The sequence below is a fragment of the Belnapia mucosa genome, assembly GCF_016775475.1.
Classification (GTDB): domain Bacteria; phylum Pseudomonadota; class Alphaproteobacteria; order Acetobacterales; family Acetobacteraceae; genus Belnapia; species Belnapia mucosa.
In genome coordinates, this window is the sequence record NZ_JAEUXJ010000001.1 from 746059 (window position 1) to 771289 (window position 25231).

Below are 25231 nucleotides of genomic sequence, written 5' to 3' on the forward strand. Positions count from 1 at the left end.
AGAGGGGACGCCTCAGCCCTTGGCGCGTTCCACGTAGGAGGCGTCTTCGGTGCTCACGACGATCTTCTCGCCGGTGGTGACGAAGGGCGGGACCATGGTCTTCACGCCGTTCGACAGCATGGCCGGCTTGTAGGAGGAGGCGGCGGTCTGCCCCTTCACCACCGGATCGGCCTCGACCACCTCGAGCGTCACCTGCGGCGGCAGGGTCATCGCCACCGGCTCGCCCTCGATCAGCCGCACGCCGACGGTCATGTTCTCGACCAGGAAGGGCAGCCGGTCGCCGAGGATCTCCTTCGGCACCGTGGTCTGCTCATAGGTCTCGGGATCCATCAGGATCAGCGTGTCGCCCTCGGCATAGGAATAGGTGAAGTCCTTGTCCTCGGTCATCAGCCGCTCGACCGTGTCGGCCGTGCGCCAGCGCTGGTCCTTCTTCGCGCCGGTCTTGATGTTGCGCATGTCGACCTGGATGATCGCGTTGCCCTTCCCAGGGATCATGATGTTCTGCTTGAGGATGGTGTAGCGCTGGCCTTCGAACTCGATGACCATGCCGGCACGCATCTGGTTGGCTTGCATCTTTGCCATGGGGCGGGACCTGACGTCTGGGGCTGAATGAGCAAGGGCGCGCCGGCGGGGCCGGCGCGTGGGCTGGCCGGGGTTTAATCGGCTTGTCCCGCCCTGGCAACCTCGGGCGCGGGGACCGTCACGGTTCCGGCTGGACAGCGCCGCCCGTCGACCCCACCTTCGCCCGGTCCGGACCGATCCGGCGTCTTCGATACCAGGGATACCGATCACGCATCAGAGGGAACGAGCCATGACCTATGCCGAACGCGTGCAGCACTGGAACCGCCTGTATGACCAGGCCCCGGAGAATCTGCGCTTCAACGTCCTGGTCGGCATGGTCTTGCTGATCGGGGCCGTGAATATGTGGCTGACGGTCGCCATCGGCTTCCCCTTCGCCCTGCTGATGATCCTGGCCATCGGGGCGATTGCCGCGATCCGCCTGCCGCAGGCCATGGGCTGGGTGCAGCCGCACCCGGAGGCGCCGGGTCGGGCGCAGCTGCGGATCGAGGGCGCCGACAGCCTCTATCGCTGGAACCAGTGGTATGACGGGCTGAGCGAGGCGCAGCAGAGTGCCGTCCTGCTGGTGGTTCTGCTGGGCGCCGGCATCGTCAACATGCTGCTGACCATCGGCAGCGGCTTTCCCTTCGGCCTGATCTTCCTGCTGGCGATCCTGGCCCTGGCTGCGATCCGCGGCCCCTACGTCTCGGGCTGGCTGGTGCCGCCGGCCGCCGGGCCGATGCTGGATGCGGCGCCGGGCGCCCCGCTGCTGCACCAGGACGCCGCCGCATCACCCGCGGTGGAGCATCAGAACCCCATCCCCGGCGAACCGCTCGCGCGGGATTGATCAGACGGGTTCGAAGGCCGGGCCGAGTGGCACCTTGCCGGCGCCGCCCGGCCTTTCCTGCACATAGGTCGGCCAGGCAAGGCCGCTGACCCGGCCGCGCAAGGCGCGCAGCAGGGCGCGGCCCTCATCGACCGGCACGGCAAAGCGCGCGGTGCCGGGGGCAGGGTCGAGCTGGTGCAGGTAGTAGGGTTTCACCCGGGCCCGCAGCATGGTGCGGAACAGGCCTTCCAGCGCCTCGGCCGAATCATTGATGCCGCGCAGCAGCACGCTCTGGCCGAGCAGCACCACGCCCGCCCGGTGCAGGCGGCCGAGCGCTTCCAGCGCCGCGGGGGAGAATTCCCGCGCGTGATTGGCATGGACGCAGAGGTAGAGCGGCGCTTCGATCCGCCCCAGCGCCGCCGCCAGGCCAAGCGTGACAAGGTCCGGCGCCGCCACCGGCACCCGGCTGTGGATCCGCAGCAGCTCGATCTGCGGCAGCGCTGCCAGCCGGGCGAGGATCGCCTCCAACCGCCGTGGCGAGAGCATCAGCGGGTCGCCACCGGTCAGGATCACTTCCCGCACCGCGGGCGTCGCTGCGAACCAGGCGAAGGCCGCCTCCAGCTCCGCCTCGGTCAGCACGCCGCCATCGGCACCGACCGCCTCCCGCCGGAAGCAGAAGCGGCAATAGACCGGGCAGGCCAGCAGCGGCTTCAGCAGGGCACGGTCCGGGTAGCGGTGGACCACGCCCTTGACCGGGGTGAAGGGCGCGTCGGCGGTGGGGTCGGCCACCTCATGCGGGGCGGTCAGCAGCTCGGCCGCATCGGGGATGTATTGCCGGGCGATCGGGTCGGCCGGGTCAGCCGGGTCGATCAACCCCGCGACGGCTGGGGTGACGGCGATGCTGTAGCGGGCACCGACGCGCTCCGCCGCCTCGCGCTCTGCCTCCGGCAGGAGGCCGGCAGCGGCGAGATCGGCGGCGGTGCGGAGGGTGCGGCGGGCCGGAGGGAGGGACAGGGGGACGGACATGATGCGGCGGGAGCTAATCCCTGGCATGCTCCGCGGCAATGGCCCCGCTTCCGCCCTGGCATCCCGAAAGCCTTGCCGACCGCCTGCCCTTTCTCCGCCGCCGCGCCACGCTGACGGCCGCGACGCGCGCCTTTTTCACCAGCCGCGGCTTTACCGAGGTGGAGACCGCCTGCCTCGTCCCCGTCCCGGGGATGGAGGTGCATCTCCAGGCCTTCCGCAGCGAATACCGGCCGCATCTCGGGGTCGGGGAGCGACGGACCCTCTGGCTTCGCACCTCGCCCGAGCTGGCGCTGAAGCGGCTGCTGGTCGCCGGCGCCGGTCCGGTCTTCGAGTTGGCCCGGGTCTGGCGCAATGGCGAGGCGAGCCCGCGCCACGCGCCGGAATTCACCATGCTGGAATGGTATGCGCCGGGCCTCACCCTGGATGGGCTGATGGACCAGACGGAGGACTTCGTTCGCGCCGCCTGTCCGCCCCGGGTCGGGCATGAGAGCGTGGTCACCGACCTGACCCTGCCCTTCGAACGGATCACCATGGCCGAGGCCTTCCGCCGTTGGTGCGGCGGGCTCGACATCCTGGCGACCGAGGGGGATGCGGCGGCGCTAGGCGCGGCGGCGGCGGCCATCGGCACCCCGCCGCGCGAGGGTGAAGGATGGGAGGACCTCTTCTTCCGCCTGCTGCTGGAACGGGTCGAGCCACAGCTGGGGCGGGAGAGGGCAACCTTCCTCACCCATTGGCCGACGCCCCAGGCGGCGCTGGCCCGCCGCGACCCGGCCGACCCTCGCGCCGCGCTGCGCTTCGAGCTTTTCGTCGGCGGCATCGAGCTGGCCAATGCCTTCGACGAACTGACCGATCCGGTGGAGCAGCGCGCCCGCTTCCTCGCCGATACCGAAGCGCGCCGTGCCCAGCATCCCGGCGAGGCCTGGGAGATCGACGAGGATTTCCTCGCCGCGCTGGAGCACGGCATGCCCGCCGGCAGCGGCATCGCCCTCGGCTTCGACCGGCTGGCGATGCTGGCCTCCGGCGCCCGGCGGATCAGCGACGTGCTGTGGCTGCCCGCGCTGCCCTGACCGCCTCCGGCAGGGCCAGGGCGAAGCTGGCGAGCGAGGCCAGCGTCGCCATCTGACAATAGGCGCAGAAGGCCCGATTCTCCGCCCACTCCTCCTGCCCGAGCTTCAGGGCGGTAAAGGAGTCCCAACCGGTCTTGGCGGCCAGTGCCAGGGGCAGGGCCGGTATCTCCTCCGCCCGATCGCGCCCGCCTGCCGCGGCCAGCACCGCAGTGACGCCATAGGTCACCAGCATGAGTGCTCCGTCGGGCGTCTGTAGCCGGCTGTAGCCGTAATCCGAGGCGTCGACCCGGCTGGAGTCGAAGGGGCCGGGCGGGTCGGGCAGCCGCCGGATCACCCCCATCTGGAACAGCGTCACGATCTGCGCGGCGAGGGTGCCGAGCAGCGAGAGGCCGAGAATCCAGCGCCGCCGGCGCAGATCCGGGCCGGTGCCGAGTCGGAGCTCGCGCGAGAGCAGGCGGGGCGGTGGGGCCATCCGGATCGCTCCCTATTTCCGATGGGTGTTGATGCCGCCATCCGCGGCCGGACGCTGGCCGCCCTTCAGCCGGTCCGGGCTGCCCTTCGGCCCATGCGCCTGGGCGCGGCTGCCATGCGGGCCGCTATCATCCGGCCGGCCGAAAGCGGCGCCGGCGTCGGGGTCGAGGGATTGCGCCTGGGCGAGCTCGGCTTCCCCGACCATCGCCTCGGTGGCCTGGGCGGCCGGCATGGAGAGGCGGACCATCCCGCCCTCGAACCCCGCCACGAGCTTGCGCGGCAGCCAGCGATGCTGCCCGGCCTCGTCCCGCATCAGCTTGATGTAGTCACCCTCGACGCCGTCCACCGTGCCGACCGGACGGCCGTCGCTGCCGACGATCGGGGTGTGGTCGGGAATCCTGCCCTGGGCGAGGTCGGATGCATTGGCCATGGCTCGTCTCCTGCCGTGTTGCCGGGTCAACGGCGGGGCAGGCGCGGGGTTCAGCCGGCGGCCTCGGCCTTCCGCAACCGGTCCAGCAGGGCCGGCGCCGCCTCGCGCGGCAGGAAGTAGAAGACGAAGACATAGGGGTCGGAGGCGGCGAAGACGGTTGGGTCCCGGCTTGCCACCTGCATGGTGGCGCGGTCGAAGCTGCTCATCGGGCGCCAGTCGCCCCAATGCTCCCAGAAGCCATCATAGCCGAGCGCATCGAGGAAGGCCGGCACCGCCCAGGTACTGCCCGGCCGGTGCCGCTCCTCGATCTCGATCGAGAGCACCGGGCGGCAGCGGCGGAGCGTCTCCACCGCGCCCCGCAGCACCTCATATTCCGCCCCCTCGGCATCGAGCTTCACCGCGGTGAGGTCGGTCAGGCCGAATTCGTCGAGCCGGCGCAGCGGCACCGCCAGGCGCTGCTCGGCGACGCGGGGGCCATGGCCGGCATAGGTCTTGGCGAGGCTCGCCCATTGCTCATTCGGCACGCCATCCACGACCGGCAGCGCCAGCTCCGCCTCGCCGGTGCGGTCGCCCAGCGCCTCCTGCCGCAACTCGACATTCGCCAGGGCGCCGGCCGCCGCGCGCAGCCGGGCGAAGCTCTCCGGCAGCGGCTCGAAGGCCAGCACGCGGGAGGCGGGGAGGGCGGCGAGGGGCAGGGTGAAGCCGCCATGATGGGCGCCGATATCCAGCAGCGTCCCCGACCGGTGCAGGCTGCGATGGAAGCCGAGCTCATCCATCAGCTGCCCGCGCGCAGCACCCGGTAGCGCCCGGTCTCGATCTGCGCACCGGCGACGATGCCGGTGACGGCGCTACCGCCATCGAGGTTCAGCCGGCTTTCATGCAGCACATGCGGGTCGTCGAGCCCGGTGAGCGGGTGCTGCTTGGCCGGCGGGGTATGGCCATGCACGACGATCCGCCCGCCGAAGCCGCCATGCCAGTCGAGGAAGCCTTCCTTCATCCAGGCCCAATGCCGCGGTCGCGCCGCGAGGTCCCGCCAAGGCTGGGCCAGGAAGCCGGCCAGCTCCGCCTGCGGGTCGATGCCGCCATGGACCAGGATGAGGTTGCCGAGCGCGACATGCGAGGCCGCGCCGTGCAGCACCGCCACCACCGCCGCGCCCAGCGCCGCTTCCAGCATCGCCGCGTCGGGCTCGGCGTTCGGCCGGCCAGAGGCGGCCTGCAATTCGGCCAACATGGTTTCGCCGTTCAGGGAGAGCCAGAGATCGCGCGCCGCCCGGTCACCCTCGGCGGCGAGGAGCAGCATCTGCTCATGATTGCCCAACAGCCGGTCCACCCGGGCGAAGGCGGGATGCGGCCCGGCCCAGCGGCGCAGGCTGCCGATGCCGTCCGGCCCGCGATCAATCAGGTCGCCGAGGAAGACCAGCCTGGCGGGACCGGCCGCCTCCGGCAGGAGGCCGGTCATGCCGGCCAGCATCGCCTCCAGCAGCGGGGTGCAGCCATGCACGTCGCCGATGGCGAAGACGGTCTCGCCGGCGGTCTCGGTCGGGGCGGCGATCCAGGGGCCGGGGGTGAACATCAGGTCTCGATCCAGCCTTCGGAGACGGGGACCACGGCCAGCGGGTTGCCGCCGAAGCGTCGCCCGGTGAAGACATCCGCCGTCTCGAACTCAAGCCTCATCCTGCGCCTCCGAGAAGCGGATCAGGTAGCCATCCGGATCCTGCACCAGGAACTGCCGCACGGTCACGCCGCCCGCGCCGACCCGGTATCGCTTGACCTCCGGTGCCATGAAGAGCGGCCAGCCGATCGCGGCGAGTGCCGCGAGGATGGGCTCTACCGTCTCCACCGCCATCTCGAAATTCACATGCCGTCCAAAAGGCGGCTCCGTCTCCGCCACCTGCCAGCGATGCGGTCGGACCTTAGGCAACTCATCGAGCATGAGGCGGGAGCCGCTGCGCTCGATGCAGGCGAAGCCATCCTCGGGCCGGTCGTAGAGCACGGTGAAGCCGCACGGTCCGCACCAGAAGGCGAGGCTGCGCCGGAGATCCGTCACCATGAGCTCCGGCACGAGGGCCGGCTGCCTCATCCCGTCGCCTCGGCGATAGCCCGGTTCATCGCACGCACCCCGGCGGCCGGCCCCTCCGGATGGTTCCATACGGCGCCAACCACCGCCAGGAAATCCGCCCCCGCCCGCACCAGCGGCCCGCAATTGGCCGCGGTGATGCCGCCGATCGCTACCGCGGGCAGCTCGAAGAATTCCGACCACCACTCCAGCAATTCGGGCTCGGCCCGGTGCTTCGCCTCCTTGGTGGAGGTGGGGAAGAAGGCGCCGAAGGCGACGTAATCGGCGCCGATCTCGCCAGCCTCCATCGCCAGGTGACGGCTGCCATGGCAGGTGATGCCGAGGGTGCGGTCGCCGAGCAGCCGGCGGGCCGCGGCATGGTCGCCATCCTCCTGGCCGAGATGGGCGCCGTCGCAGCCGAGCTCGACCGCCAGGTCGGCGCGGTCATTCATCAGCACCGCAACGCCGCGCGCCTGCGCCACGGGCAGCAGCGCTTCCGTTGCACGGCGCACCGCGTCGTCATCGGCATCCTTCAGCCGGATCTGCAGCGCCGCCACATCGCCGGCATCCAGCGCCTCGGCCAGCAAGGCCGAAAACCCCGCCGGCTCGAAAGCCGGCGGGGTGATCAGGTAGAGGCGGCAGCCAGCCTCGCTCAGGCGGCCGGCCCCTTGTAGATCTCGATGATGTCGTTCAGCAGCTTCAGCGCTTCCGCCTTCGGCCGCTGGAAGGTGTTGCGGCCGATGATGGAGCCATTGCCGCCGCCGGCATGGATGCCACGTGCCATCGCCATCATGCTGTCGACCGTGCCGGCCTCGCCGCCCGAGAAGACCACCAGGCGCCGGCCGCCGAAGCAGGCCTGCACCACATGGGTGATCCGGCCGGACAGCTCGGCGAGGTTCGGCACCGGCGACTTCTCGTAAGTCTTCTTGGCCGCATCGAGGAAGATCGCCTCGGTCGGCGGCTTGACCTTGATGATATGCGCGCCCATCAGCGCTGCCATATGCGCGGCATAGGCGCAGATATCGAGCGCCGTCTCGCCGACCTTGTCGAGCATCGGGCCGCGCGGATAGGACCACACGACGACGGCGAGGCCGGCGGCCTTCGCCTCCTCGGCCATCTCGCGCAGCTCCTCCATCATCTCGAACTGGTATTCGGAGCCCGGGTAGATGGTGAAGCCGATGGCCGAGCAGCCGAGCCGCAGCGCGTCGGAGACGCTGCCCGTCAGCGCCTGGTCCTTGGTGGTGGAGAGGCTGTTGGAGCTGTTGACCTTCAGGATGGTCGGGATGGCGCCGGCGAAGGTCGAGGCGCCGGCCTCGATCATGCCGAGCGGCGCGGCATAGGCGTTGAGCCCGGCCTCGATCGCCAGCTCGAAATGGTAGCGCGGGTCATAGGCCGCCGGATTCGGCGCGAAGCTGCGGGCCGGGCCGTGCTCGAAGCCCTGGTCGACGGGCAGGATCACCATGCGGCCGGTGCCGCCCAGCTTCCCCTCCATCAGGATGCGGGCGAGGTTCGCCTTGGTGCCGGGATTGTCGCTCTCATACCAGGAGAGGATCTGGGAAACCGTGTGCGAGAGCCTCATGGGAGCCCCTTTTCTGACGCCTGGGTTGGTCTGCTGCCGTCCTGTAGCCTGCGCTGCGTGGGCTGTCACCCGGCTGCGCATAGCCATTGCGCGAGCTTGTTCCGCGCACCGAGGCGGCGGAGGTCGAGCCGCGCGAGAACGAGCGCCGGCGGCCGTGCCGGCCAGAGCTCCGCGCCGCATTCCGCCGCGGCCCCGGCGATGGCCGGATAGGCCGGGCAGCGCGGATCGAGCACCAGCAACCGGAGGCCGAGGCGCAGCGCCACCAGCGCATGCCCCGGCGCGGCGCTGCAATCGAGCGCACCGCGATGCGGCACGCCCGGATTCGCCGCCGCGGCTGCCTCGAGGATTGCCGCGAACCATGCCGCGCCGAGGTTTTCCGCCGCGCCTGGCGCCGAGAGCAGCAGCACGCCGCGCGGCCCGGCCAGCGCCAACGCCAGCGCCGCCCCCGCGGCATCCTGCACCACCACCGCGGGCATGGCCGAAGATTGACCCGCCCTGTCGCCCATGCGAAGGCTTCGAGCATGCCGAGGGGGTCGCGTCCAGCGTGCCTTCAACCTCTTGGGAGCATCAGTTGAGCGATAGCGCGAAGGATGACCTGGCCAATGCGGCGGCGCGGCTGGAGACGGCGGTGGACCGGTTGACGCAGATTCTCTCCCGCCATGCCGCGAGCCCGGCGGCCGAGGATGGCGAGATGGTACCGCGCGCCGAGGTTGCCGCCATGGCCGAGCGGCTGGACGCCACCATCGCCCGGCTGCGCGGCGCGCTGGCCGAGGAGCTGCGGCCCGAGCCGCCGCCCGGCGAACCGGAATAAGGGGGGAGCGCGTGGGGCAGGTCACCGTCCGGATCAATGGCTATAGCCACACCATCGGCTGCAAGGATGGCGAGGAAGGGCATGTCCATGCGCTGGCCGCGCAGATCGAGGACAAGGTCCGGATGATCCGCAACATGGGCGGCCAGTTCTCCGAGGCGCGGATGCTGCTGCATGTGGCGCTGCTGCTGGCCGATGAGGGCAGCGACCTGCGCGCCGAAGTCACCCGGCTGCGCCAGGGCGGCGCGGCGGCCCCGGCCGATCCGCAGCTCGCCGAACGCCTCTCCCGCATCGCTGAGCGGATCGAAACCCTCGCCCAGACCCTCGACCGTCCCTAGCGCCGAGCGCCCCGGCTGCCTATATGGATCGGGCGGGGCTACCCGGTGCGTCAGGTAATTCATCCCCAGGGCCAATAAGCATCCTCCGGGAGTTGGCTCTGTCCGGATCTTGGTCCGGGTAACCGGCGCCCACCTGCTCACGCAGGCCTTGGGAGGATGAGACGCCGACGGCCATGGTGGCTCCGCACTCCGACGATCCCGCCTTCTGCGAGGAATTGCTCTCCGGCCTGAAGGCCGAGGCGCGTCGCCTCGTCCTCGCCCGGCGAGCCGATTGCGACCCGACGCTGGGCGCGCAGCTTGTCGAGCGGCTGCTGGCCGAGGCACCGCCGCCGCCGGGCGCTCTGGTCGCCGGCTTCTGGCCGATGGGGCAGGAGATCGATATCAAACCGTTATTGCGGGCGCTGGAGGCGCGGGGCCATGCCCTCGCCCTGCCGGTCACGCCGCGCCGCGGCCAGCCCCTGGTCTTCCGCCGCTGGCGCTTCGGGGCGCCGCTGGCGCGCGGACCGATGGGTACCAGCCAGCCGGCCGAGGGCGAGACGGTAACGCCCGATTGGCTGCTGGTCCCGCTGCTCGCCTTCGACCGGACGGGGCGGCGGCTCGGCTATGGCGGCGGCTATTACGACCGGACGCTCGCGGCGCTGCCGGGGGCGGAGGCGGTCGGCGTCGGCTATGCGGCGCAGGAATTGGACCAGGTGCCGGCCGGGCCGCTCGACTGGCGGCTGCGGCTGGTGGTGACGGAGCGGGAAGTGGTGCGATGCGAGGCCTAGGCGGTTGAGAATTCTCTTCCTCGGGGATGTGGTCGGGCGCAGCGGGCGCGATGCGCTCACTGCCCAGCTCCCTGGCCTCCGGGCCGCGCTGCGGGCCGATCTGGTCGTGGTCAATGGCGAGAATGCCAGCCATGGCTTCGGCCTTGCCCCGGATATGGCGCGCGCCTTCCTGGCGGCCGGCGCCGATGTCATCACTCTTGGCAATCACGCCTGGGACCGGAAGGAGATCATCCCCTTCCTCGAGCAGGAGCCGCGCGTCATCCGCCCGGTGAATTTTCCGCCCGGCACGCCCGGTCGCGGTGCCGTGGTGGTCGATGTACCGGGTAACCGCCGCGCGCTGGTGGTGAATGTCATGGGCCGGCTTTTCATGGATGCGCTGGACGACCCCTTCCGCGCCGTCCAGGCGGAGCTGCAGCGGCACCGGCTCGGCCAGACCATCCAGGCCGCCGTGATCGATGTGCATGCCGAGGCGACCAGCGAGAAATACGCCTTCGGCCACAGCTTCGACGGCCTCGCCAGCCTGGTCGTGGGTACCCATACCCATACGCCGACTGCCGATCACCAGATTCTGGCCGGCGGCACCGCCTACCAGACCGATGCCGGCATGTGCGGCGACTATGACAGCGTCATCGGCATGCAGAAGGGCGGCGCGGCTCTGCGCTTCTGGCGCAAGATGCCGGGCGAGAAGCTCGCCCCGGCCGAGGGCGCGGCGACCCTCTGCGGGCTTTTCGTCGAGACCGATGACGCAACCGGGCTGGCGCGGCGGGTGGAGCCGGTTCGCCTGGGCGGCCGGCTCTCCCAGGCGATGCCGGCGGTCTAGCGGGCGAGGCTCTCCCGCATCTCGTCGAGGATCGTCGGATCGTCGATGGTCGGCGGCACAGTGTAGCTCTCGCCATCGGCGATCTTCCGCAGCGTGGCGCGGAGGATCTTGCCGCTGCGGGTCTTCGGCAGCCGCGCCACTACCTTCGCGTCCTTGAAGGCGGCGACGGGGCCGATCTTCTCCCGCACCAGCGCCACCAGCTCCCGCGCCAGCTCCGCCTCGGGCCGCGCCACGCCGGCTTTGAGCACCACCAGGCCGAGCGGCAGCTGCCCCTTCAGGCTGTCCTTCACCCCGAGCACGGCGCATTCGGCGACATCCGGGTGGCCTGCCAGCACCTCCTCCATCGCTCCCGTGCTGAGCCGGTGGCCGGCGACATTGATGATGTCGTCGGTGCGGGACATGACGGAGACATAGCCATCGGCATCGACCACCCCGGCATCCGAGGTGTTGTACCAACCGGGGAAAGCCTCGAGATAGGCTTCGCGGCAACGGTCGTCGGCCTGCCAGAGCGTCGGCAGGCAGCCGGGCGGCAGGGGCAGGCGGATGGCGAGCGTTCCCGGCTCGCCCGGCGGCTGTGGCTGCCCGGCATCGTCCAGCGCCGCGACGTCATAGCCGGGGGAGGGCTTGCCGCCGCTGCCGAAGCGGGCGGGAAAGAGGCCGAGGCCGCGGAAATTGCCGGTGATGGCCCATCCCGTCTCGGTCTGCCACCAATGGTCGATCACCGGCCGCTTCAGCAGGCCGGCGGCCCATTCGGCGGTCGGCGGGTCGCAGCGCTCCCCGGCGAGGAACAGCGCCTCCAGCGCGGAGAGGTCGTGCCCGGCCATCAGCCGCCCCTCGGGATCCTCGCGCTTGATGGCGCGCATCGCGGTCGGCGCGGTGAACATCGCCGTGACCCGGTATTGCGCGCAGACCCGCCAATAGGCTGAGGCATCGGGCGTGCCGACCGGCTTGCCCTCGTAGAGAACCGTCGTCGCGCCCGCGAGCAGCGGCGCATAGACGATGTAGGAGTGGCCGACGACCCAGCCGACATCGGAAGCGGTGAACATCACATCCCCGGCGCCGAGGCCGTAGAGCATCCGCATGGAGTTATGCAGCGCCACGGCATGGCCGCCATTGTCGCGGACGATGCCCTTCGGCTTTCCCGTCGTGCCGCTGGTGTAGAGGATATAGAGCGGATCGGTCGCCGCGACCGGGACGCAGGGATGGGGCGCGGCAGCTGCCTCGGCTTCCAGCAGATCCTCGTCCCGGCCCGGGATCAGCGTGCAATCCAGCTCGGGCCGGCGGAGGATCAGGCAGTGCCCTGGCTTGTGCGGCGAAAGGGCGATGGCGGCATCCAGCAGCGGCTTATAGGCGACGACCCGCCCCGGCTCGATCCCGCAGGAGGCGGAGACGACCAGCTTCGGCCGGGCATCGGCGATGCGCGCCGCCAGCTCGGCCGCCGCGAAGCCGCCGAAGACCACGGAATGCACCGCGCCCAGCCGGGCGCAGGCGAGCATGGCGATGGCCGCTTCCGGCACCATGGGCAGGTAGATCACCACCCGGTCCCCGGCGCCGATGCCGCGCGCCGCCAGCGCCCCGGCCAGCTTCGCCACCCGCTCCAGCAGGGCGGCATAGGTATAGGTGGCGCTGCGGCCGGTGACCGGGCTGTCGTAATGCAGCGCCGGCTGCGCGCCACGGCCGGCCGCGACATGGCGGTCGAGCGCGTTGTGGCAGGTATTCAGCCGGGCATCGGGGAACCAGCGGCCATAGACGCCGGCCGAAGGGTCGAAGATGGCGACCGGTGCCCCCTCCCAGTCGATCCCTCGCGCTGCCTCGCGCCAGTACCCCTCCGGGTCGGCCCGCCAGGCGGCATAGGTCGCGTCATAGCCCTGCATGGTTTCGCTCCCCGTTTGAGCGGAGCCTCGCAAGCCATCCGCCCGCCGGCAAGCGGCATGAAAAAGGGCGCCGGGGAATACCCCCGGCGCCCCTGGCGGATACCCTTGGCGCCGGTCAGCGCTGGGCGGAGGACGCGTCGTTGAAGATGTCGCGGTTCTTGGTCTCCGGCACGAAGAAGGCGCCGATGACGACGGTCAGCCCCGCGATCACGATCGGGTACCACAACCCGTAATAGACGTCGCCGGTCTGCGCGATCATGGCGAAGCTCGTCGCCGGCAGCAGCCCGCCGAACCAGCCATTGCCGATATGATAGGGCAGCGACATGGAGGTGTAGCGGATGCGGGTCGGGAAGAGCTCGACCAGCGCCGCGGCGATCGGGCCGTAGACCATGGTGACGTAGATCACCAGGATGGTCAGCACGCCGATCAGCACCGCCGGCTGCTCGCGGAAGATGTCGAAGGGGTTCGCCATCTTCACGACGGTCGGGTTGGAGGCGGCCGGGTAGCCCGCGGCCGTCAGCGCCGCGCCGAGGTCACGGGCGAAGCTCGGCGAGTTGGCCTGCAGCAGCTGCCCGCCCTGGATGCGGACGGCGGCCGGCGTGCCGGGAGCGGCCTCCTCGACGGTGTAGTTGACCGAGGCGCGGGCCAGCGCGGCCTTGGCCAGGTCGCAGGGCTCGGTGAATTTCGCCGTGCCGGTCGGGTTGAACTGGAAGGAGCAGGTGCTCTTGTCGGTCACGATCTGTACCGAGATCTCCGAATGCGCCTTGTGCAGCGCCGGATTGGCCTCCGCGCTCAGCAGCTTGAAGAGCGGGAAATAGGTCAGCGCCGCGAGCAGGCAGCCGCCGAGGATGATCGGCTTGCGGCCGATCTTGTCGGAGAGCCAGCCGAAGAGCACGAAGCCGCCCGAGCCCAGCAGCAGCGACCAGGCGATCAGCATGTTGGTGGTGAAGCCATCGACCTTCAGCACGCTGCCCATGAAGAACAGGGCGTAGAACTGGCCGGTATACCAGACCACCGCCTGGCCCATGACCAGGCCGAGCAGCGCCAGCAGCGCCACCTTGGCGTTCTTCCACTGGCCGAAGGCCTCGCTCAGCGGCGCCTTGGAGCCGGTGCCCTCGGCCTTCATCTTCTTGAAGGCCGGGCTCTCCTCCATCTGCAGCCGGATCCAGACGGAGATGCCGAGGAGTGCGATGGAGACGAGGAAGGGGATGCGCCAGCCCCAGGCCCGGAAGGCGGCATCGCCCAGGGCGAGCTGAGTGAAGAGGATCACCAGCAGCGAGAGGAACAGGCCCGCCGTCGCCGTGATCTGGATGAAGGAGGTGTAGAAGCCCCGTCGCCCGTTCGGCGCGTGCTCCGCCACATAGGTCGCGGCGCCGCCATACTCGCCGCCGAGCGCGAGGCCCTGGAGCATGCGGAGGATGATGAGGATCACGGCCGCCGAGATGCCGATGCTGGCCGAGGTGGGCAGGATGCCGACGATGAAGGTCGAGCCGCCCATGATGAGGATGGTGACGAGGAAGGTGTATTTCCGCCCGACCAGGTCGCCGAGCCGGCCGAAGACCAGGGCGCCGAAAGGCCGCACCAGGAAGCCCGCGGCGAAGGCCAGCAGGGCGAAGATGTTGCGCGTCGCCTCGTTGAACATGGGCTGGCCATCGGCGCCCAGCGGGTTGAAGAAATTCGCCCCGATGACGGCGGCCAGCGAGCCGAAGAGGTAGAAGTCGTACCATTCGAAGACGGTACCGAGGGAGGAGGCCAGGATGACCTTCCGCTCCTCCTTCGTCATCGGCGGCGCCTTGGCGCCGGTGGTCGTTGCTGCGGTATGCGCGCTCATTTCCTGCCCTTTCCCCCGGCCCCGGGCGCCGGGTTCGTGCCCATGGGCTAGCGGAAGTCCAGCGGACTCCCGTTCTCCCCCTGGAACACAATCTCCGTAAGGCGCGGCCGGAGCTCAACTATCAACAAAATGACAGCGGGTTTAGGTTTGGGCAAGGATTCCGCAGGGCGGAGATTGGGGCAGCGCGTGCCGGGCCGCAGCCCGCGGTTCAGTCCGATCCATGATGGCCGGGAAACCTCCCGGCAGCTCAGGCAGCGGCACTATCTGAGCCGGTTAACGAGCAGCTCATACATGAAGGAATCATTAGCGGAATTTCAGAAAGATCAGACGCTTCCGCTGATTTTCGCGCAGGAGTAGCCGACCGGCGACGCTGACGGCCTATTTCGTCACGAAAGCCTTCTCGACCACATAGGTCCCGGGCGCGTTGTTCGAGCCCTCGACGAAGCCGCGCGCCTCCAGCATGGCCTTCACATCGGCATTCATCGCCTCGGAGCCGCAGAGCATCACCCGGTCCCGCTCGGTCGAAAGCGGCGGCAGGCCAAGGTCAGAGAAGACCTGGCCCGATTCGATCAGCGTCGTGATCCGGCCCTGGGTCGGGAAGGGCTCCCGCGTCACGCTCGGGTAGTAGAGCAGCTTGCCGGCCAGGATCTCGCCGAGGAATTCGTGCTGCGGCAGCTCCCCCGTGATGTAGTCGCGGTAGGCCAGCTCCTTCACCTCACGGACGGTGTGGCAGACCACCACGCGCTCATAGCGCTCATAGACGTCCGGTTCCCGGATCAGGGACATGAAGGGGGCGAGGCCGGTGCCGGTCGCCAGCAGCCAGAGCGTGCTGCCGGGCAGCAGGTTCTCGGTCAGGAGGGTCCCGGTCGGCTTCTTGCCGATCAGCACCGTATCGCCCGGCTGGATATGCTGCAGGCGGGAGGTGAGGGGGCCGTTCTGCACCTTGATGGAGAGGAATTCGAGCTCCTCCTCCCAAGGCGGGCTCACCACCGAATACGCCCGGACCAGCGGCTTGCCGTCCACCATCAGCCCGATCATCGCGAACTGGCCGGCGACGAAGCGGAAGGAGGGATCCCGCGTGCAGCGGAAGGAGAAGAGACGGTCGGTCCAGTGATGCACCCAGGTGACCCGCTCCCCGAAGAAGGCGGGCGGAATCGTCTGGAGGGGGCGAGGGGCGATGGCGTCCATGGCAGGCCTAGATGCTGCGCTGCGGCGGAAAGCGCAACACCGCTTTGATCGGGCCAGCCATGCCCGATGAGATTGGCCTTCCCCAGAGGCGAAGGCGCGGGGCAGGATCACGCCGGATGTGACGGCGGGAGGCCAGAGGATGGCGGATGCCCTGAGTGAGATCGACGGACCCTTCATCCCCGGCCCCCGGCTGGAGATCGACGGCGCGCCGGCCGGGCCGCTGGCCGGCCTCGGCTTTGCGGTGAAGGACCTGTTCGACATCGCCGGCAGTCCGACGAGCTATGGCAATCCGGACTGGGCCCGCACCAACCCGCCGGCTGCCGCCACTGCCCCGGTGGTGCAGGCGTTGCTGCAGGCCGGCGCCAGCCTCCGCGGCAAGACCAAGACGGTGGAGCTGGCCTATGGCCTGACGGGCGAGAATATCTGGCACGGGACGCCGCGGAACCCGGCGGCGCCGGACCGCTTTCCCGGCGGCTCCTCCTGCGGCTCGGCCTCGGCCGTTGCGGCGGGGCTGGTGGATTTCGCCCTTGGCTCCGATACCGGCGGCTCGGTCCGCATCCCGGCCAGCTATTGCGGCATCTTCGGCATCCGGCCGAGTTGGGGCGCCATCAGCCTGGCCGGCGCCCGTGGCCTCGGCCCGAGCTTCGACACCCCTGGCTGGTTCGCGGGCCGCGCCGCCATCCTCGCCCGGGTCGGTGCCGTGCTGCTGCCGGAGGATGCCGCCGGCGGCGCGCTCGGCCCGCTGCTGAAGGTGGACGATGCCTGGATCAATGCCGTTCCCGGCACGGTGGTGGCACTGGCCGAGCCGATGCTGCGGCTGGAGGAGCTGCTCGGCCGGGCGCTTCGCGTCGACCTGGCGCCGGAGGGGCTGGACGCGCTCTACGAGCATTTCCGCTGCGCCCAGGCCGAGGAAGCCTGGGCCACGCTCGGCAGCTGGATCGAGGCGGTCGGGCCGGAATTCGGCCCCGGGGTGCGCGAACGCTTCGCCGCGGCAAAGGCGATGGACCCGGCCAAGGCTGCGGCCGGCCGCGCCTTCCGCCGCGGCTTCCAGGCCCGGATGCGCTCGCTTCTCGCCGGCGGCGCGGTGCTGGCCTACCCGACCTCGCCGGTGCCGGCGCCGAAGCTCGGCGCCAGCATGGCCGAGCAGAATGCGGTGCGGGAGCGGACGATGGGCGTCACTGCCATCGCCGGCCTCGCCGGCCTGCCGGAGGTCTCGCTGCCCGTCGGCAAGGTGGAGGGGGCACCGGTCGGCCTCTCCTTGATCGCCGGTCCGGGGCGGGACCGTGCCCTTCTGGCGCTGGCGGAACGGCTGGCGGGCGCGCTGGGCCTGGATGGCTAGCAGCCTTCAGGTCCGACATGGAGAATGCAACCAAATACAAACCTATGCCGCTGTCATCTATGTTGTGCTCAGGCGAAGGCGGTCTGATGCTTGCTGTTGCTGCCGGCGGCGTTTAGGAGGCAGAGGCATTCGAAACGCTGTCGCAGGGACACCCGCATGATCATCCGTGATGCCGGCCCGAACGACCTGCCGGCGATCACCGCCATCTATGCGCATCACGTGCTCCATGGCGCCGGCACCTTCGAGGAGGTGCCGCCCGGGGCCGAGGCCATGGCGGCGCGGCTGGAGGATGTGCGGCAGCATGGCTGGGCCTGGCTGGTGGCCGAGGCCGAGGGCGAGGAAGGGCAGGGGATTATCGGCTTCGCCTACTTCACCCAATTCCGTGATCGCTCCGCCTTCCGCTACACCGCGGAGGACAGCATCTATGTCCGCGACGATGTGCGCGGCCAAGGGGTAGGCAAGGCGCTGGTCGCGACGCTGCTGGAACGGGCGACGGCGGCCGGCTTCCGCCAAATGGTCGCGCTGATCGGCGACAGCGACAATGTCGGTTCCATCGGCCTGCACCTCTCCCTCGGCTTCCGTCGGGCGGGGGTGCTGCGCGCGGCGGGGATGAAATTCGGCCGCTGGGTCGACTTGGTCTTCATGCAGCGGGGCATCGGCACGGCCGATCGCGACCTTCCCGGCTGACATTTCAGCGCCGGGCGCGCATCATCGCCGCCGCAGCGGTGGCGGAGGGTGCGATGGCGACATCTGCAGGCCCGATGGTCCGGGCCTTCTTCGACGGGGCGACCAATACCGTCAGTTACCTGGTCTGGGATCCGGCGAGCCGCGAGGGCGCGGTGATCGACCCGGTGCTGGACTGGGACAACCGCGCCGGCACCGCCGATACCGCTGGCGCCGATGCTATCCTGGCGGCTGCCGAGGCCGAAGGGCTGCAGCTGGCCTGGGTGCTCGAGACCCATGTCCATGCCGACCACCTGACGGCGGCACCCTATATCAAGGCCCGCACCGGTGCCCGGATCGGCATCGGCGAGCATATCCGCGATGTCCAAGCGATCTTCCGCCCGGTCTTCGACGCCGCCGACCTGATCCCGGAAGGCGGCGATTTCGACCGGCTCTTCACCGATGGCGAGCGTTTCGCGATCGGCGGGCTGGAGGCGGAGGTGATCCATGTTCCCGGCCATACCCCGGCCTGCATCGCCTATCGCATCGGCGATGCCGCCTTCGTCGGCGATACGCTCTTCATGCCTGATTACGGCACCGCCCGCTGCGACTTCCCAGGCGGCGATGCAAGGACCCTCTGGCGCAGCATCCGCCGGCTCCTGGATCTGCCGCCCGGGACGCAGCTCTTCACCGCACATGACTACAAGGCGCCCGGCCGCGACCATTTCGCCTGGGAAAGCACCGTCGCCGAGCAGCGCGCCCGCAACCCGCATGTGCGGGACGGGATGACCGAGGAGGAGTTCGTCGCGCTGCGCGAGGGCAAGGATGCGACGCTCGCCACGCCGCTGCTGCTACTGCCCTCGATCCAGGTGAATATGCGCGCCGGCCGCTTCCCGCCGGCCGAGCGCAATGGCGTGCGCTATATGAAGATTCCGGTGGTATTGCGCGGCGGGATGAATGGTTCCGACGGGTGATTCGCGCCTCCGGCCGTTCCGGCCTTCGGCGATCACGCGTCAGACGGTCAGTAGCCGCCGCACCGCCTCGTCCTCCAGCGCCTCCACCGGGCCGCCGAGCGCCACCTCGCCGCGCACCATGACGGCGATGCGGTCGGCCAGCTCGCGGGCGAATTCGAAATACTGCTCGACCAGCACCACGGCGAAATTCTTCTCCCGCGCGAGAAGGCGGATGACGCGGGCGATGTCCTTGATGACGGAAGGCTGGATGCCCTCGGTCGGCTCGTCGAGGATCAGCAGCCGCGGCCGCGCCATCAGCGCCCGGGCAATGGCAAGCTGCTGCTGCTGACCGCCGGAGAGATCACCGCCGCGGCGCTTCAGGAACTGCTTCAGGATGGGGAAGAGGCTGAAGATCTCCTCCTCAGGCACCTTGCTGCCGCGCGGCGCCGCGGCGAGCGCCGTTTCCAGATTCTCCTGCACCGTCAGGAAGGGGAAAATCTCCCGCCCCTGCGGCACATAGCCGATGCCGGCCCGAGCGCGTTCGGCCGGCGCCATGCCGGACACGTCCTTGCCTTCCCACAGGATGCGGCCACCCTGGATGCGTTCCAGCCCGACGATCGCCCGCATCAGGGAGGATTTGCCGACGCCGTTCCGACCCAGCACGCAGGTGATGCGTCCCGGATCCGCTTCCAGTGAGACGCTGCGGAGGCAGCGCGAGGCGCCGTAGGAGAGATCGATGGTCTCGACCCTGAGCATGGACTAGCGCCCCAGATAGACTTCGATGACTCGCGGGTCGTTCTGCACATGGTCGATGCTGCCCTCGGAGAGCATCGTGCCCTCGCAGAGCACAGTGACCTTGCTGCCCAGCGCGCGGACGAATTCCAGGTCGTGCTCCACCACGACCACGCTGCGCTGCCCGGCGATGCGGACGAGGAGGGCGGCAGTATGCTCCGTCTCCTGGTCGGTCATGCCGGCGACGGGCTCATCGACCAGTAGCAGCTCGGGGTCCTGCATCAGCAGCATCCCGATCTCCAGCCATTGCCGCTGGCCATGGGAGAGGATGGCGGCACGGTCATGCGCCCGGGCGGAGAGCCCGACCTCCTCCATCACCGCCTCGATCCGCCGCCGCGCTTCGCCCGAGAGGGTCCAGCGCAGGCAGGCCATGGGCCCGCGCGGGGCCTTCAGCGCCAGCTCCAGATTCTCGAAGACGGTCAGCGCATCGAACATCGTCGGCTTCTGGAATTTCCGGCCGATACCGAGATTGGCGATGGTCGCCTCGTCCATCTTTGTCAGATCGTGCTCGCGGAAGCGCACGACGCCGGCGGTCGGCCGGGTCTTGCCGGTAATGACGTCCATCATCGTGGTCTTGCCGGCGCCGTTCGGGCCGATGATGGCGCGCAGCTCCCCCGCCTCGACGATGAGGGAGAGATTGTTCAGTGCGCGGAATCCGTCGAAGACCACCGAGACGCCGTCGAGATAGAGAACCGCCTCGCTCATTTGGCTGCCTTCGAGAAGAGGCCGATCAGGCCACGCGGCAGGAACAGCGTCACCGCCACGAACAGCCCCCCGAGGGCGAAGAGCCAGAGATCGGGCGCGACGGTCGTCAGCCAGGTCTTCAGCGCATTGACCGAGAAGGCGCCGAGCAGCGCGCCGACCAGCGTACCCCGCCCGCCGACTGCGACCCAGATCACCGCCTCGATGCTGTTGCCCGGGCTGAACTCGCCGGGATTGATGATGCCGACCTGCGGGACATAGAGCGCGCCGGCGAGGCCGGCGATCATCGCCGAGAGGACGAAGACGAACAGCTTGTGCTGCGTCACGTCATAGCCGAGGAAGCGCACGCGGCTCTCGGCATCGCGGATCGCTACCAGCACCCGACCGAGCTTCGACCGCGCGATCCAGCCGCAGAGCCAGAGCGCGCCCAGCAGCAGGAGCAGCGAAGCATAGAACAGCGTGCTCCGCGCCGAGGGGGTGTTCAACGGCATCCCCAACAGCTCCTTGAAGTCGGTGAAGCCGTTATTGCCGCCGAAGCCCATGTCGTTGCGGAAGAAGGCCAGCATCAGCGCATAAGTCAGCGCCTGGGTGATGATGGAGAGATAGACGCCGGTGATACGGCTGCGGAAGGCAAGGAAGCCGACGATACCCGCCAGCAGCCCCGGCACCGCCACAGCCATCAGGATGGCGAAGGGGAAGTGGTCGAAGCCCGACCAATACCAGGGCAATTCCTTGTAGCCGAGGAAGACCATGAAATCGGGCAGGGTCGGGTGGCCATAGACGCCGCGCGGCCCGATCAGCCGCATCAGATGCATGCCGATCGCATAGCCGCCGAGGGCGAAGAAGGCGCCATGGCCGAGCGAGAGGATGCCCGCATAGCCCCAGGCCAGATCGATCGCCAGCGCCAGGATCGCATAGGTGATCCATTTGCCGCTGACCGAGACGATGAAGTCCGAGACATGCAGCGCACTGTCCGCCGGCAGCCGGTTCAGCACCGGCAGCAGGGCGAGCAGCAGCAGCGCCCCGATCAGCACCAGCCGCAAGCTCATGCGGCCGAAGCCGCCGGGGGCGGGGGCGGCGAGGGATGCACTCATGATTCCGCGGCCCTTCCCTTGAGCGCGAAGAGCCCGCGCGGGCGACGCTGGATGAAGAGCATGATGGCGACCAGGACGAAGACCTTGGCGAGCACCGCGCCGGCATAGGGCTCCAGCACCTTGTTCACCACGCCGAGGGTCAGCGCGCCGACCAGCGTGCCAGCGAGCGAGCCGACGCCGCCGAAGACCACCACCATGAAGCTGTCGATGATGTAGCCAGTGCCGAGATTGGGCGAGACATTGTCGATCTGGCTCAGCGCGACGCCCGCCATGCCGGCGATGCCCGATCCAAACGCAAAGGTCAGCGCATCGACCCGACCCGTGCGGATGCCCATGGTGGCGGCGATGCGCCGGTTCTGCACCACCGCCCGCATCTCGAGCCCGAAGCGGGTGAAGCGGATGGCCGCCACGACCAGCAGCAGCACCGCGATGCCGAAGACAATGATCCAGAGCCGGTTCTGCGTGACCGATATGCCGCCCGGCAGCATCAGCGTGCCCTGCATCCAGGGCGGCGAGCTGACCTCCCGGTTCTGCGCGCCGAAAGCCAGGCGCACCGCCTGCTGGAGGATCATGCCGACGCCGAAAGTCATCAGCAGCGTCTCGAGCGGGCGGCCGTAGATGTGGCGGATCAGCCCGCGCTCCAGCGCCGCACCTGCGGCGGCGGCGATGAGGAAGGCGGCGGGGACGGAGAGGGGCAGCGACCAGGGGGCGAGCCAGGGGATGCCGCGGCAGGCCTCCTGCACCATGAAAGTGGCATAGGCGCCGAGCATGACGAATTCGCCATGCGCCATGTTGATCACGCCCATGACGCCGAAGGTAACGGCCAGCCCAAGTGCGGCCAGCAGCAACACCGAGCCGAGCGAGAGGCCCTGGAACAGCGTCTCCGCCGCCTGGCGGAGGCTGAGCGTCCGCTCGATGCTGGCGATCGAGACATCGATGGCGGTGATGAGGCCCGGATTAGCGGTGCGCGCTTCCAGCAGCAGCGCCCGGGCCTCGACCGTGCCGGCGGCGCCGAGCCGCGCGATGGCGTCGCGCTTGGCCGACTCATCGGGAGCGACGAGCTGCGCCGCGGCGAGGGCCAGTTCCATCCGGGCCCGGACGCCGGCATCCGACTCGCGCGCAATGGCGGTCTGGAGGGGCTTCACGTCATCGGCGCTGCGGCTGCGGAAGATCGCATCGGCGGCGGCGGCACGTTCGGCCGCATCGGGCGAGACGAGTTGCAAGCGGCCCAGCGCGCCGCGGAGCGCCTGGCGCACCCGGTTGTTCAGCCGCACCGTCTCGGCGCCGGCGGCATCGGCCGGCTGGCCGGTCGCGGCATCGGCGAGGTCTGCCCCCTGCGGCAGCAGGATGCGTCCATCCGGCGCCTTCTGCAGCTTGCCTTCCTGCAAGGCCCGCAGCAGCGGCAGGGCGCGCGGGTCGCCGGCCGTGCCGAGCTGCTCGACCGAAGTAGCGATGTCGCCGAAGCCGCCGGCGAGGCCGGGCAGGGCGGCGGTGAAGGCGTCCTGCGCCCGGGCTGGCAAGGCCAGCCAGAGCAGGACGCCCAAGACCAGTATGAAATGCTTCATGATGCCCTTCGGAAGGGCGGCGCCGGCAGGCCCGGCGCCGCCCCCAGGATCAGCGGCGCCGGTTCGCGTTCTCGGGGATGAAGGGCGACCAGTTCTCCGCCCTCACCGCATTCGGCGTCTTCCAGACGATGTTGAACTGGCCATCGCCCTGCACCTCGCCGATCAGGACCGGCTTCGAGAGGTGATGGTTCGGCAGCATCTCCTCCTCATAGCCGCAGGGGGCCATGAGCTTCTGGCCGATCATCGCCGCGCGGACATCGTCGACCTTGGTGGACTTGGCCTTCTCGACGGCCTGGGTCCACATGCGGAAGCCGGTGTAGGTGGCTTCCATCGGGTCGTTGGTGACGCGCTTCGGGTTCTTGATGTAGCTCTGCCAGAGCTGCTTGAACTCGGTGTTCGGCGCGCCGGGGACGGACATGAAGTAGTTCCAGGCCGCCAGGTGGCCGACCAGCGGCTTGGTGTCGATGCCGGCCAGCTCTTCCTCGCCGACGCTGAAGGCGACGCAGGGGATGTCCTCGGCCTTGATGCCCTGGTTGCCGAGCTCGCGGTAGAAGGGGACGTTGGCGTCGCCGTTGATGGTGGAGACGATGGCGGTCTTCTTGCCCTCGCCGGCGAAGCGCTTCACCCGGGCGACGATGCCCTGCCAGTCGGAATGGCCGAAGGGGGTGTACTCCTCCATGATGTCGGCATCGCCGATGCCCTTCGACTTCAGGAAGCCGCGCAGGATGCGGTTGGTGGTGCGCGGGTAGACATAGTCGGTGCCGAGGAGGGCGATGCGCTTCGCCTCGCCGCCGTCCTTCGACATCAGGTACTCGACGGCGGGGATCGCCTGCTGGTTCGGCGCGGCGCCGGTGTAGAAGATGTTCTTGCTCTCCTCCTCGCCCTCGTATTGCACGGGGTAGAAGAGCATGCCGTTCAGCTCCTCGAAGACCGGCAGGACGGACTTGCGGGAGACCGAGGTCCAGCAGCCGAAGGTCACGTCCACCTTGTGGACCTGGAGCAGCTCGCGTGCCTTCTCGGCGAAGAGCGGCCAGTTGGAGGCCGGGTCGACCACCACCGCCTCGACCTTGCGGCCCATCACGCCGCCCTTCGAGTTCACCCAGTCCACCATCATCAGCACGGTGTCGCGCAGCGCGGTCTCGCTGATCGCCATGGTGCCGGAGAGGGAGTGCAGCACGCCGACCTTGATCGGGGCGCCCTGGCCGAAGGCCGGGCGGATGGCAGGCAGGGCGAGCGCGGCACCGAGGCCGGCCAGGGCCGAGCGGCGGGTGAGGGCAGGGGTGGAGGCAGTCACCAGTTTTTCCTTCCTTCGAGCCCGGCCTTGTCCTGCCGGCGCCGTTGGGCCTGTGGCGGCGCGCAGCCGCATCACCCTTGCCGGGTGCCGGGATGCACTCACTGTCTTGCGAGAGTCGTGCCACCGCCGGCGGGAGCGGAGGCTGCCAAGGCCGGAACCGGAACTGCCCCCTTTCTAGGCAATGCGCTATCGTTTCGACATCAGGCGCGAGCGGAACGGGCAGGCCGGTTCACCAGCCAGAGACCGACTGCCACCAGCGCCACCGCCGCGCCGAACAGGCTGCCCAGCCGGTCCCCCAGCAGCACCGCCCCGGCCGCCACGCCCGAGATCGGCGTCAGCACGCTGAAGGCAGCGAGGCGGGAGGCGGAATGGCGGGAGACCAGCCAGAACCAGGCGGCGTAGCTGGCGCCCGCGATCCCGGCCGCCTGATAGATCAGGGCGCCGATCGCCAGCGGATCGGGCGCGATCCGCCAAGCCTCGCCAAACAGCAGCGAGGCCAGCAGCAGCAGCGGCGCCGAGAGGGCGAGCTGATAGAGCAGCACCAGCAGCGGCGGCGCCGCCCGCAGCGGCGAGGCCTTCACCAGCACCGTCGTCCCGCCCCAGAGCGCGCCGGCCAGCAGGCAGAGCGCATCGCCCAGCAACGCCGCCGGCCCGGCCGGGCCGCGCAGCCCCTCGGCGAAGGCCAGCACCAGTCCGCCGAAGGCGACCGTCAACCCGACGCCTTTCGCCAGGGTCAGCCGGTCCTCCGGGATCAGCCAATGCGCCCCGATCGCCACGAAGAAGGGCGCGCCATACAGGAAGACCACAGCGCGCGAGGCGGTGGTGAGGCCGACCCCAATGAAAAGGGCGACGAATTCCAGGGCGAAGAGCAGCCCGGCCCAGCCCCCGGGCAAGAGCCAGTCCCGCCGCCGCCAGCCGCTGAGGTCGGTGCCCTGCCAGCGGCACCAGGCCAGCAGCAGCACCGTGGCGATGAGGGACCGCAGCGCCGCCTGGAAGACGGGCGGCACGCCGCGGCTGGCGAATTTGATGGCCACCATGTTCAGGCCCCAGACGGCGCAGAGCAGCAGCATGAGGGCAACGGCATAGGGCGGCAGGGCGCCGCCTCGGGACGATTCCGGCATGGCGCGCAAGCTGCGGTCCCGGCCGGCCGGCGTCCAGCCCGCTTGCCCCGGCGCCGACCCCTGCCTAGG

At 69.8% G+C, this 25231-nt stretch carries 28 protein-coding genes and 1 other RNA gene; 10 read left to right on the forward strand and 19 right to left on the reverse strand.

Annotation, left to right across the window (positions count from 1 at the left end):
- Positions 1-12: 12 nt before the first annotated feature.
- Entirely contained in the window at positions 13-582 is a 570-nt protein-coding gene (gene efp / locus JMJ55_RS03630; protein WP_202824106.1) for an elongation factor P, read from the reverse strand.
- Positions 583-811: 229 nt separating this feature from the next.
- On the opposite strand from efp, the gene JMJ55_RS03635 reads away from it, so the two are divergent.
- A complete protein-coding gene (locus tag JMJ55_RS03635) occupies positions 812-1405 on the forward strand; it encodes a hypothetical protein (RefSeq protein ID WP_202824107.1) in 594 nt (197 codons plus the stop codon).
- Here JMJ55_RS03635 and JMJ55_RS03640 read toward each other — a convergent pair whose 3' ends face one another.
- Positions 1406-2410: a lysine-2,3-aminomutase-like protein gene (locus JMJ55_RS03640; protein WP_202824345.1), complete on the reverse strand. Its 1005-nt coding sequence runs from the start codon at positions 2408-2410 to the stop codon at positions 1406-1408.
- 38 nt (positions 2411-2448) lie between these two features.
- Between JMJ55_RS03640 and epmA the strand changes: the two genes are divergently transcribed.
- Positions 2449-3477 carry an EF-P lysine aminoacylase EpmA gene (gene epmA, locus JMJ55_RS03645; RefSeq protein WP_202824108.1) on the forward strand — a complete coding sequence of 343 codons (1029 nt, stop codon included), beginning with the start codon at positions 2449-2451 and terminating at the stop codon, positions 3475-3477.
- Here the strand turns inward: epmA and JMJ55_RS03650 are convergent.
- The 8 genes from JMJ55_RS03650 to JMJ55_RS03685 all read right to left on the reverse strand — a co-directional run bounded on the left by JMJ55_RS03650 (position 3443) and on the right by JMJ55_RS03685 (position 8519).
- The gene (locus JMJ55_RS03650; protein WP_202824109.1) at positions 3443-3949 is read right to left on the reverse strand and encodes a vitamin K epoxide reductase family protein; all 507 of its coding nucleotides are present in this window, start codon (positions 3947-3949) and stop codon (positions 3443-3445) included. The genes epmA and JMJ55_RS03650 overlap by 35 nt on opposite strands.
- A 12-nt stretch (positions 3950-3961) precedes the next feature.
- Entirely contained in the window at positions 3962-4378 is a 417-nt protein-coding gene (locus JMJ55_RS03655) for a DUF2171 domain-containing protein (RefSeq protein WP_202824110.1), read from the reverse strand.
- A 50-nt stretch (positions 4379-4428) separates the two neighbouring features.
- The gene (locus JMJ55_RS03660; protein WP_202824111.1) at positions 4429-5154 is read right to left on the reverse strand and encodes an FkbM family methyltransferase; all 726 of its coding nucleotides are present in this window, start codon (positions 5152-5154) and stop codon (positions 4429-4431) included.
- Positions 5154-5951, reverse strand: coding sequence for a metallophosphoesterase (locus JMJ55_RS03665; protein ID WP_202824112.1), 798 nt, complete (start codon positions 5949-5951; stop codon positions 5154-5156). The genes JMJ55_RS03660 and JMJ55_RS03665 overlap by 1 nt, the downstream gene beginning before the upstream one ends.
- 90 nt (positions 5952-6041) lie before the next feature.
- A complete protein-coding gene (locus JMJ55_RS03670; protein ID WP_202824113.1) occupies positions 6042-6458 on the reverse strand; it encodes a bleomycin resistance protein in 417 nt (138 codons plus the stop codon).
- Complete coding sequence (gene thiE, locus JMJ55_RS03675) at positions 6455-7090, reverse strand: thiamine phosphate synthase (RefSeq protein WP_202824346.1); 636 nt, start codon at positions 7088-7090, stop codon at positions 6455-6457. The genes JMJ55_RS03670 and thiE overlap by 4 nt, the downstream gene beginning before the upstream one ends.
- Complete coding sequence (locus JMJ55_RS03680) at positions 7087-8013, reverse strand: class I fructose-bisphosphate aldolase (protein ID WP_202824114.1); 927 nt, start codon at positions 8011-8013, stop codon at positions 7087-7089. The genes thiE and JMJ55_RS03680 overlap by 4 nt, the downstream gene beginning before the upstream one ends.
- Before the next feature lie 65 nt (positions 8014-8078).
- A complete protein-coding gene (locus JMJ55_RS03685) occupies positions 8079-8519 on the reverse strand; it encodes a hypothetical protein (RefSeq protein ID WP_236033342.1) in 441 nt (146 codons plus the stop codon).
- Positions 8520-8584: 65 nt separating this feature from the next.
- Between JMJ55_RS03685 and JMJ55_RS03690 the strand changes: the two genes are divergently transcribed.
- From JMJ55_RS03690 to JMJ55_RS03710, 5 genes are all read left to right on the forward strand, one after another.
- Entirely contained in the window at positions 8585-8824 is a 240-nt protein-coding gene (locus JMJ55_RS03690; protein WP_202824116.1) for a hypothetical protein, read from the forward strand.
- An 11-nt stretch (positions 8825-8835) separates the two neighbouring features.
- On the forward strand, positions 8836-9159 hold the full coding sequence (locus tag JMJ55_RS03695) for a cell division protein ZapA (RefSeq protein ID WP_202824117.1): 324 nt from the start codon (positions 8836-8838) through the stop codon (positions 9157-9159).
- 32 nt (positions 9160-9191) lie between these two features.
- Positions 9192-9346, forward strand: a non-coding RNA gene (gene ssrS / locus JMJ55_RS03700) — 6S RNA.
- On the forward strand, positions 9333-9926 hold the full coding sequence (locus JMJ55_RS03705; RefSeq protein WP_202824118.1) for a 5-formyltetrahydrofolate cyclo-ligase: 594 nt from the start codon (positions 9333-9335) through the stop codon (positions 9924-9926). Before ssrS ends, JMJ55_RS03705 begins: the two co-directional genes overlap by 14 nt.
- Before the next feature lie 4 nt (positions 9927-9930).
- A complete protein-coding gene (locus tag JMJ55_RS03710) occupies positions 9931-10746 on the forward strand; it encodes a TIGR00282 family metallophosphoesterase (protein ID WP_202824119.1) in 816 nt (271 codons plus the stop codon).
- Here JMJ55_RS03710 and JMJ55_RS03715 read toward each other — a convergent pair.
- The 3 genes from JMJ55_RS03715 to JMJ55_RS03725 form a co-directional block, all read right to left on the reverse strand.
- Positions 10743-12620, reverse strand: coding sequence for an AMP-binding protein (locus JMJ55_RS03715; RefSeq protein WP_202824120.1), 1878 nt, complete (start codon positions 12618-12620; stop codon positions 10743-10745). The genes JMJ55_RS03710 and JMJ55_RS03715 overlap by 4 nt on opposite strands.
- 115 nt (positions 12621-12735) lie before the next feature.
- Positions 12736-14451, reverse strand: a complete 1716-nt coding sequence (locus JMJ55_RS03720; protein WP_236033343.1) for an MFS transporter — start codon at positions 14449-14451, stop codon at positions 12736-12738.
- Positions 14452-14829: 378 nt separating this feature from the next.
- The gene (locus JMJ55_RS03725) at positions 14830-15639 is read right to left on the reverse strand and encodes a ferredoxin--NADP reductase (RefSeq protein ID WP_202824121.1); all 810 of its coding nucleotides are present in this window, start codon (positions 15637-15639) and stop codon (positions 14830-14832) included.
- Positions 15640-15778: 139 nt separating this feature from the next.
- On the opposite strand from JMJ55_RS03725, the gene JMJ55_RS03730 reads away from it, so the two are divergent.
- From JMJ55_RS03730 to JMJ55_RS03740, 3 genes are all read left to right on the forward strand, one after another.
- Positions 15779-16978 (forward strand): amidase, encoded by a 1200-nt coding sequence (locus tag JMJ55_RS03730; protein WP_202824122.1) that lies wholly within the window; start codon positions 15779-15781, stop codon positions 16976-16978.
- 156 nt (positions 16979-17134) lie between these two features.
- Positions 17135-17665 carry a GNAT family N-acetyltransferase gene (locus JMJ55_RS03735; protein ID WP_202824123.1) on the forward strand — a complete coding sequence of 177 codons (531 nt, stop codon included), beginning with the start codon at positions 17135-17137 and terminating at the stop codon, positions 17663-17665.
- A gap of 53 nt (positions 17666-17718) precedes the next feature.
- Positions 17719-18615 (forward strand): MBL fold metallo-hydrolase, encoded by an 897-nt coding sequence (locus JMJ55_RS03740; protein WP_202824124.1) that lies wholly within the window; start codon positions 17719-17721, stop codon positions 18613-18615.
- 39 nt (positions 18616-18654) lie between these two features.
- Here the strand turns inward: JMJ55_RS03740 and urtE are convergent, their stop codons facing one another.
- The 6 genes from urtE to JMJ55_RS03770 all read right to left on the reverse strand — a co-directional run bounded on the left by urtE (position 18655) and on the right by JMJ55_RS03770 (position 25162).
- A complete protein-coding gene (gene urtE / locus JMJ55_RS03745) occupies positions 18655-19350 on the reverse strand; it encodes an urea ABC transporter ATP-binding subunit UrtE (RefSeq protein ID WP_202824125.1) in 696 nt (231 codons plus the stop codon).
- A 3-nt stretch (positions 19351-19353) separates the two neighbouring features.
- Entirely contained in the window at positions 19354-20091 is a 738-nt protein-coding gene (gene urtD / locus JMJ55_RS03750; RefSeq protein WP_202824126.1) for an urea ABC transporter ATP-binding protein UrtD, read from the reverse strand.
- Complete coding sequence (urtC, locus tag JMJ55_RS03755; protein ID WP_407927525.1) at positions 20088-21137, reverse strand: urea ABC transporter permease subunit UrtC; 1050 nt, start codon at positions 21135-21137, stop codon at positions 20088-20090. Before urtC ends, urtD begins: the two co-directional genes overlap by 4 nt.
- A 41-nt stretch (positions 21138-21178) precedes the next feature.
- Positions 21179-22747: an urea ABC transporter permease subunit UrtB gene (gene urtB / locus JMJ55_RS03760; RefSeq protein WP_202824128.1), complete on the reverse strand. Its 1569-nt coding sequence runs from the start codon at positions 22745-22747 to the stop codon at positions 21179-21181.
- A gap of 49 nt (positions 22748-22796) precedes the next feature.
- On the reverse strand, positions 22797-24041 hold the full coding sequence (gene urtA, locus JMJ55_RS03765) for an urea ABC transporter substrate-binding protein (protein WP_407927518.1): 1245 nt from the start codon (positions 24039-24041) through the stop codon (positions 22797-22799).
- A gap of 200 nt (positions 24042-24241) precedes the next feature.
- A complete protein-coding gene (locus tag JMJ55_RS03770; protein WP_202824130.1) occupies positions 24242-25162 on the reverse strand; it encodes a DMT family transporter in 921 nt (306 codons plus the stop codon).
- Between the last annotated feature and the right edge of the window lie 69 nt (positions 25163-25231).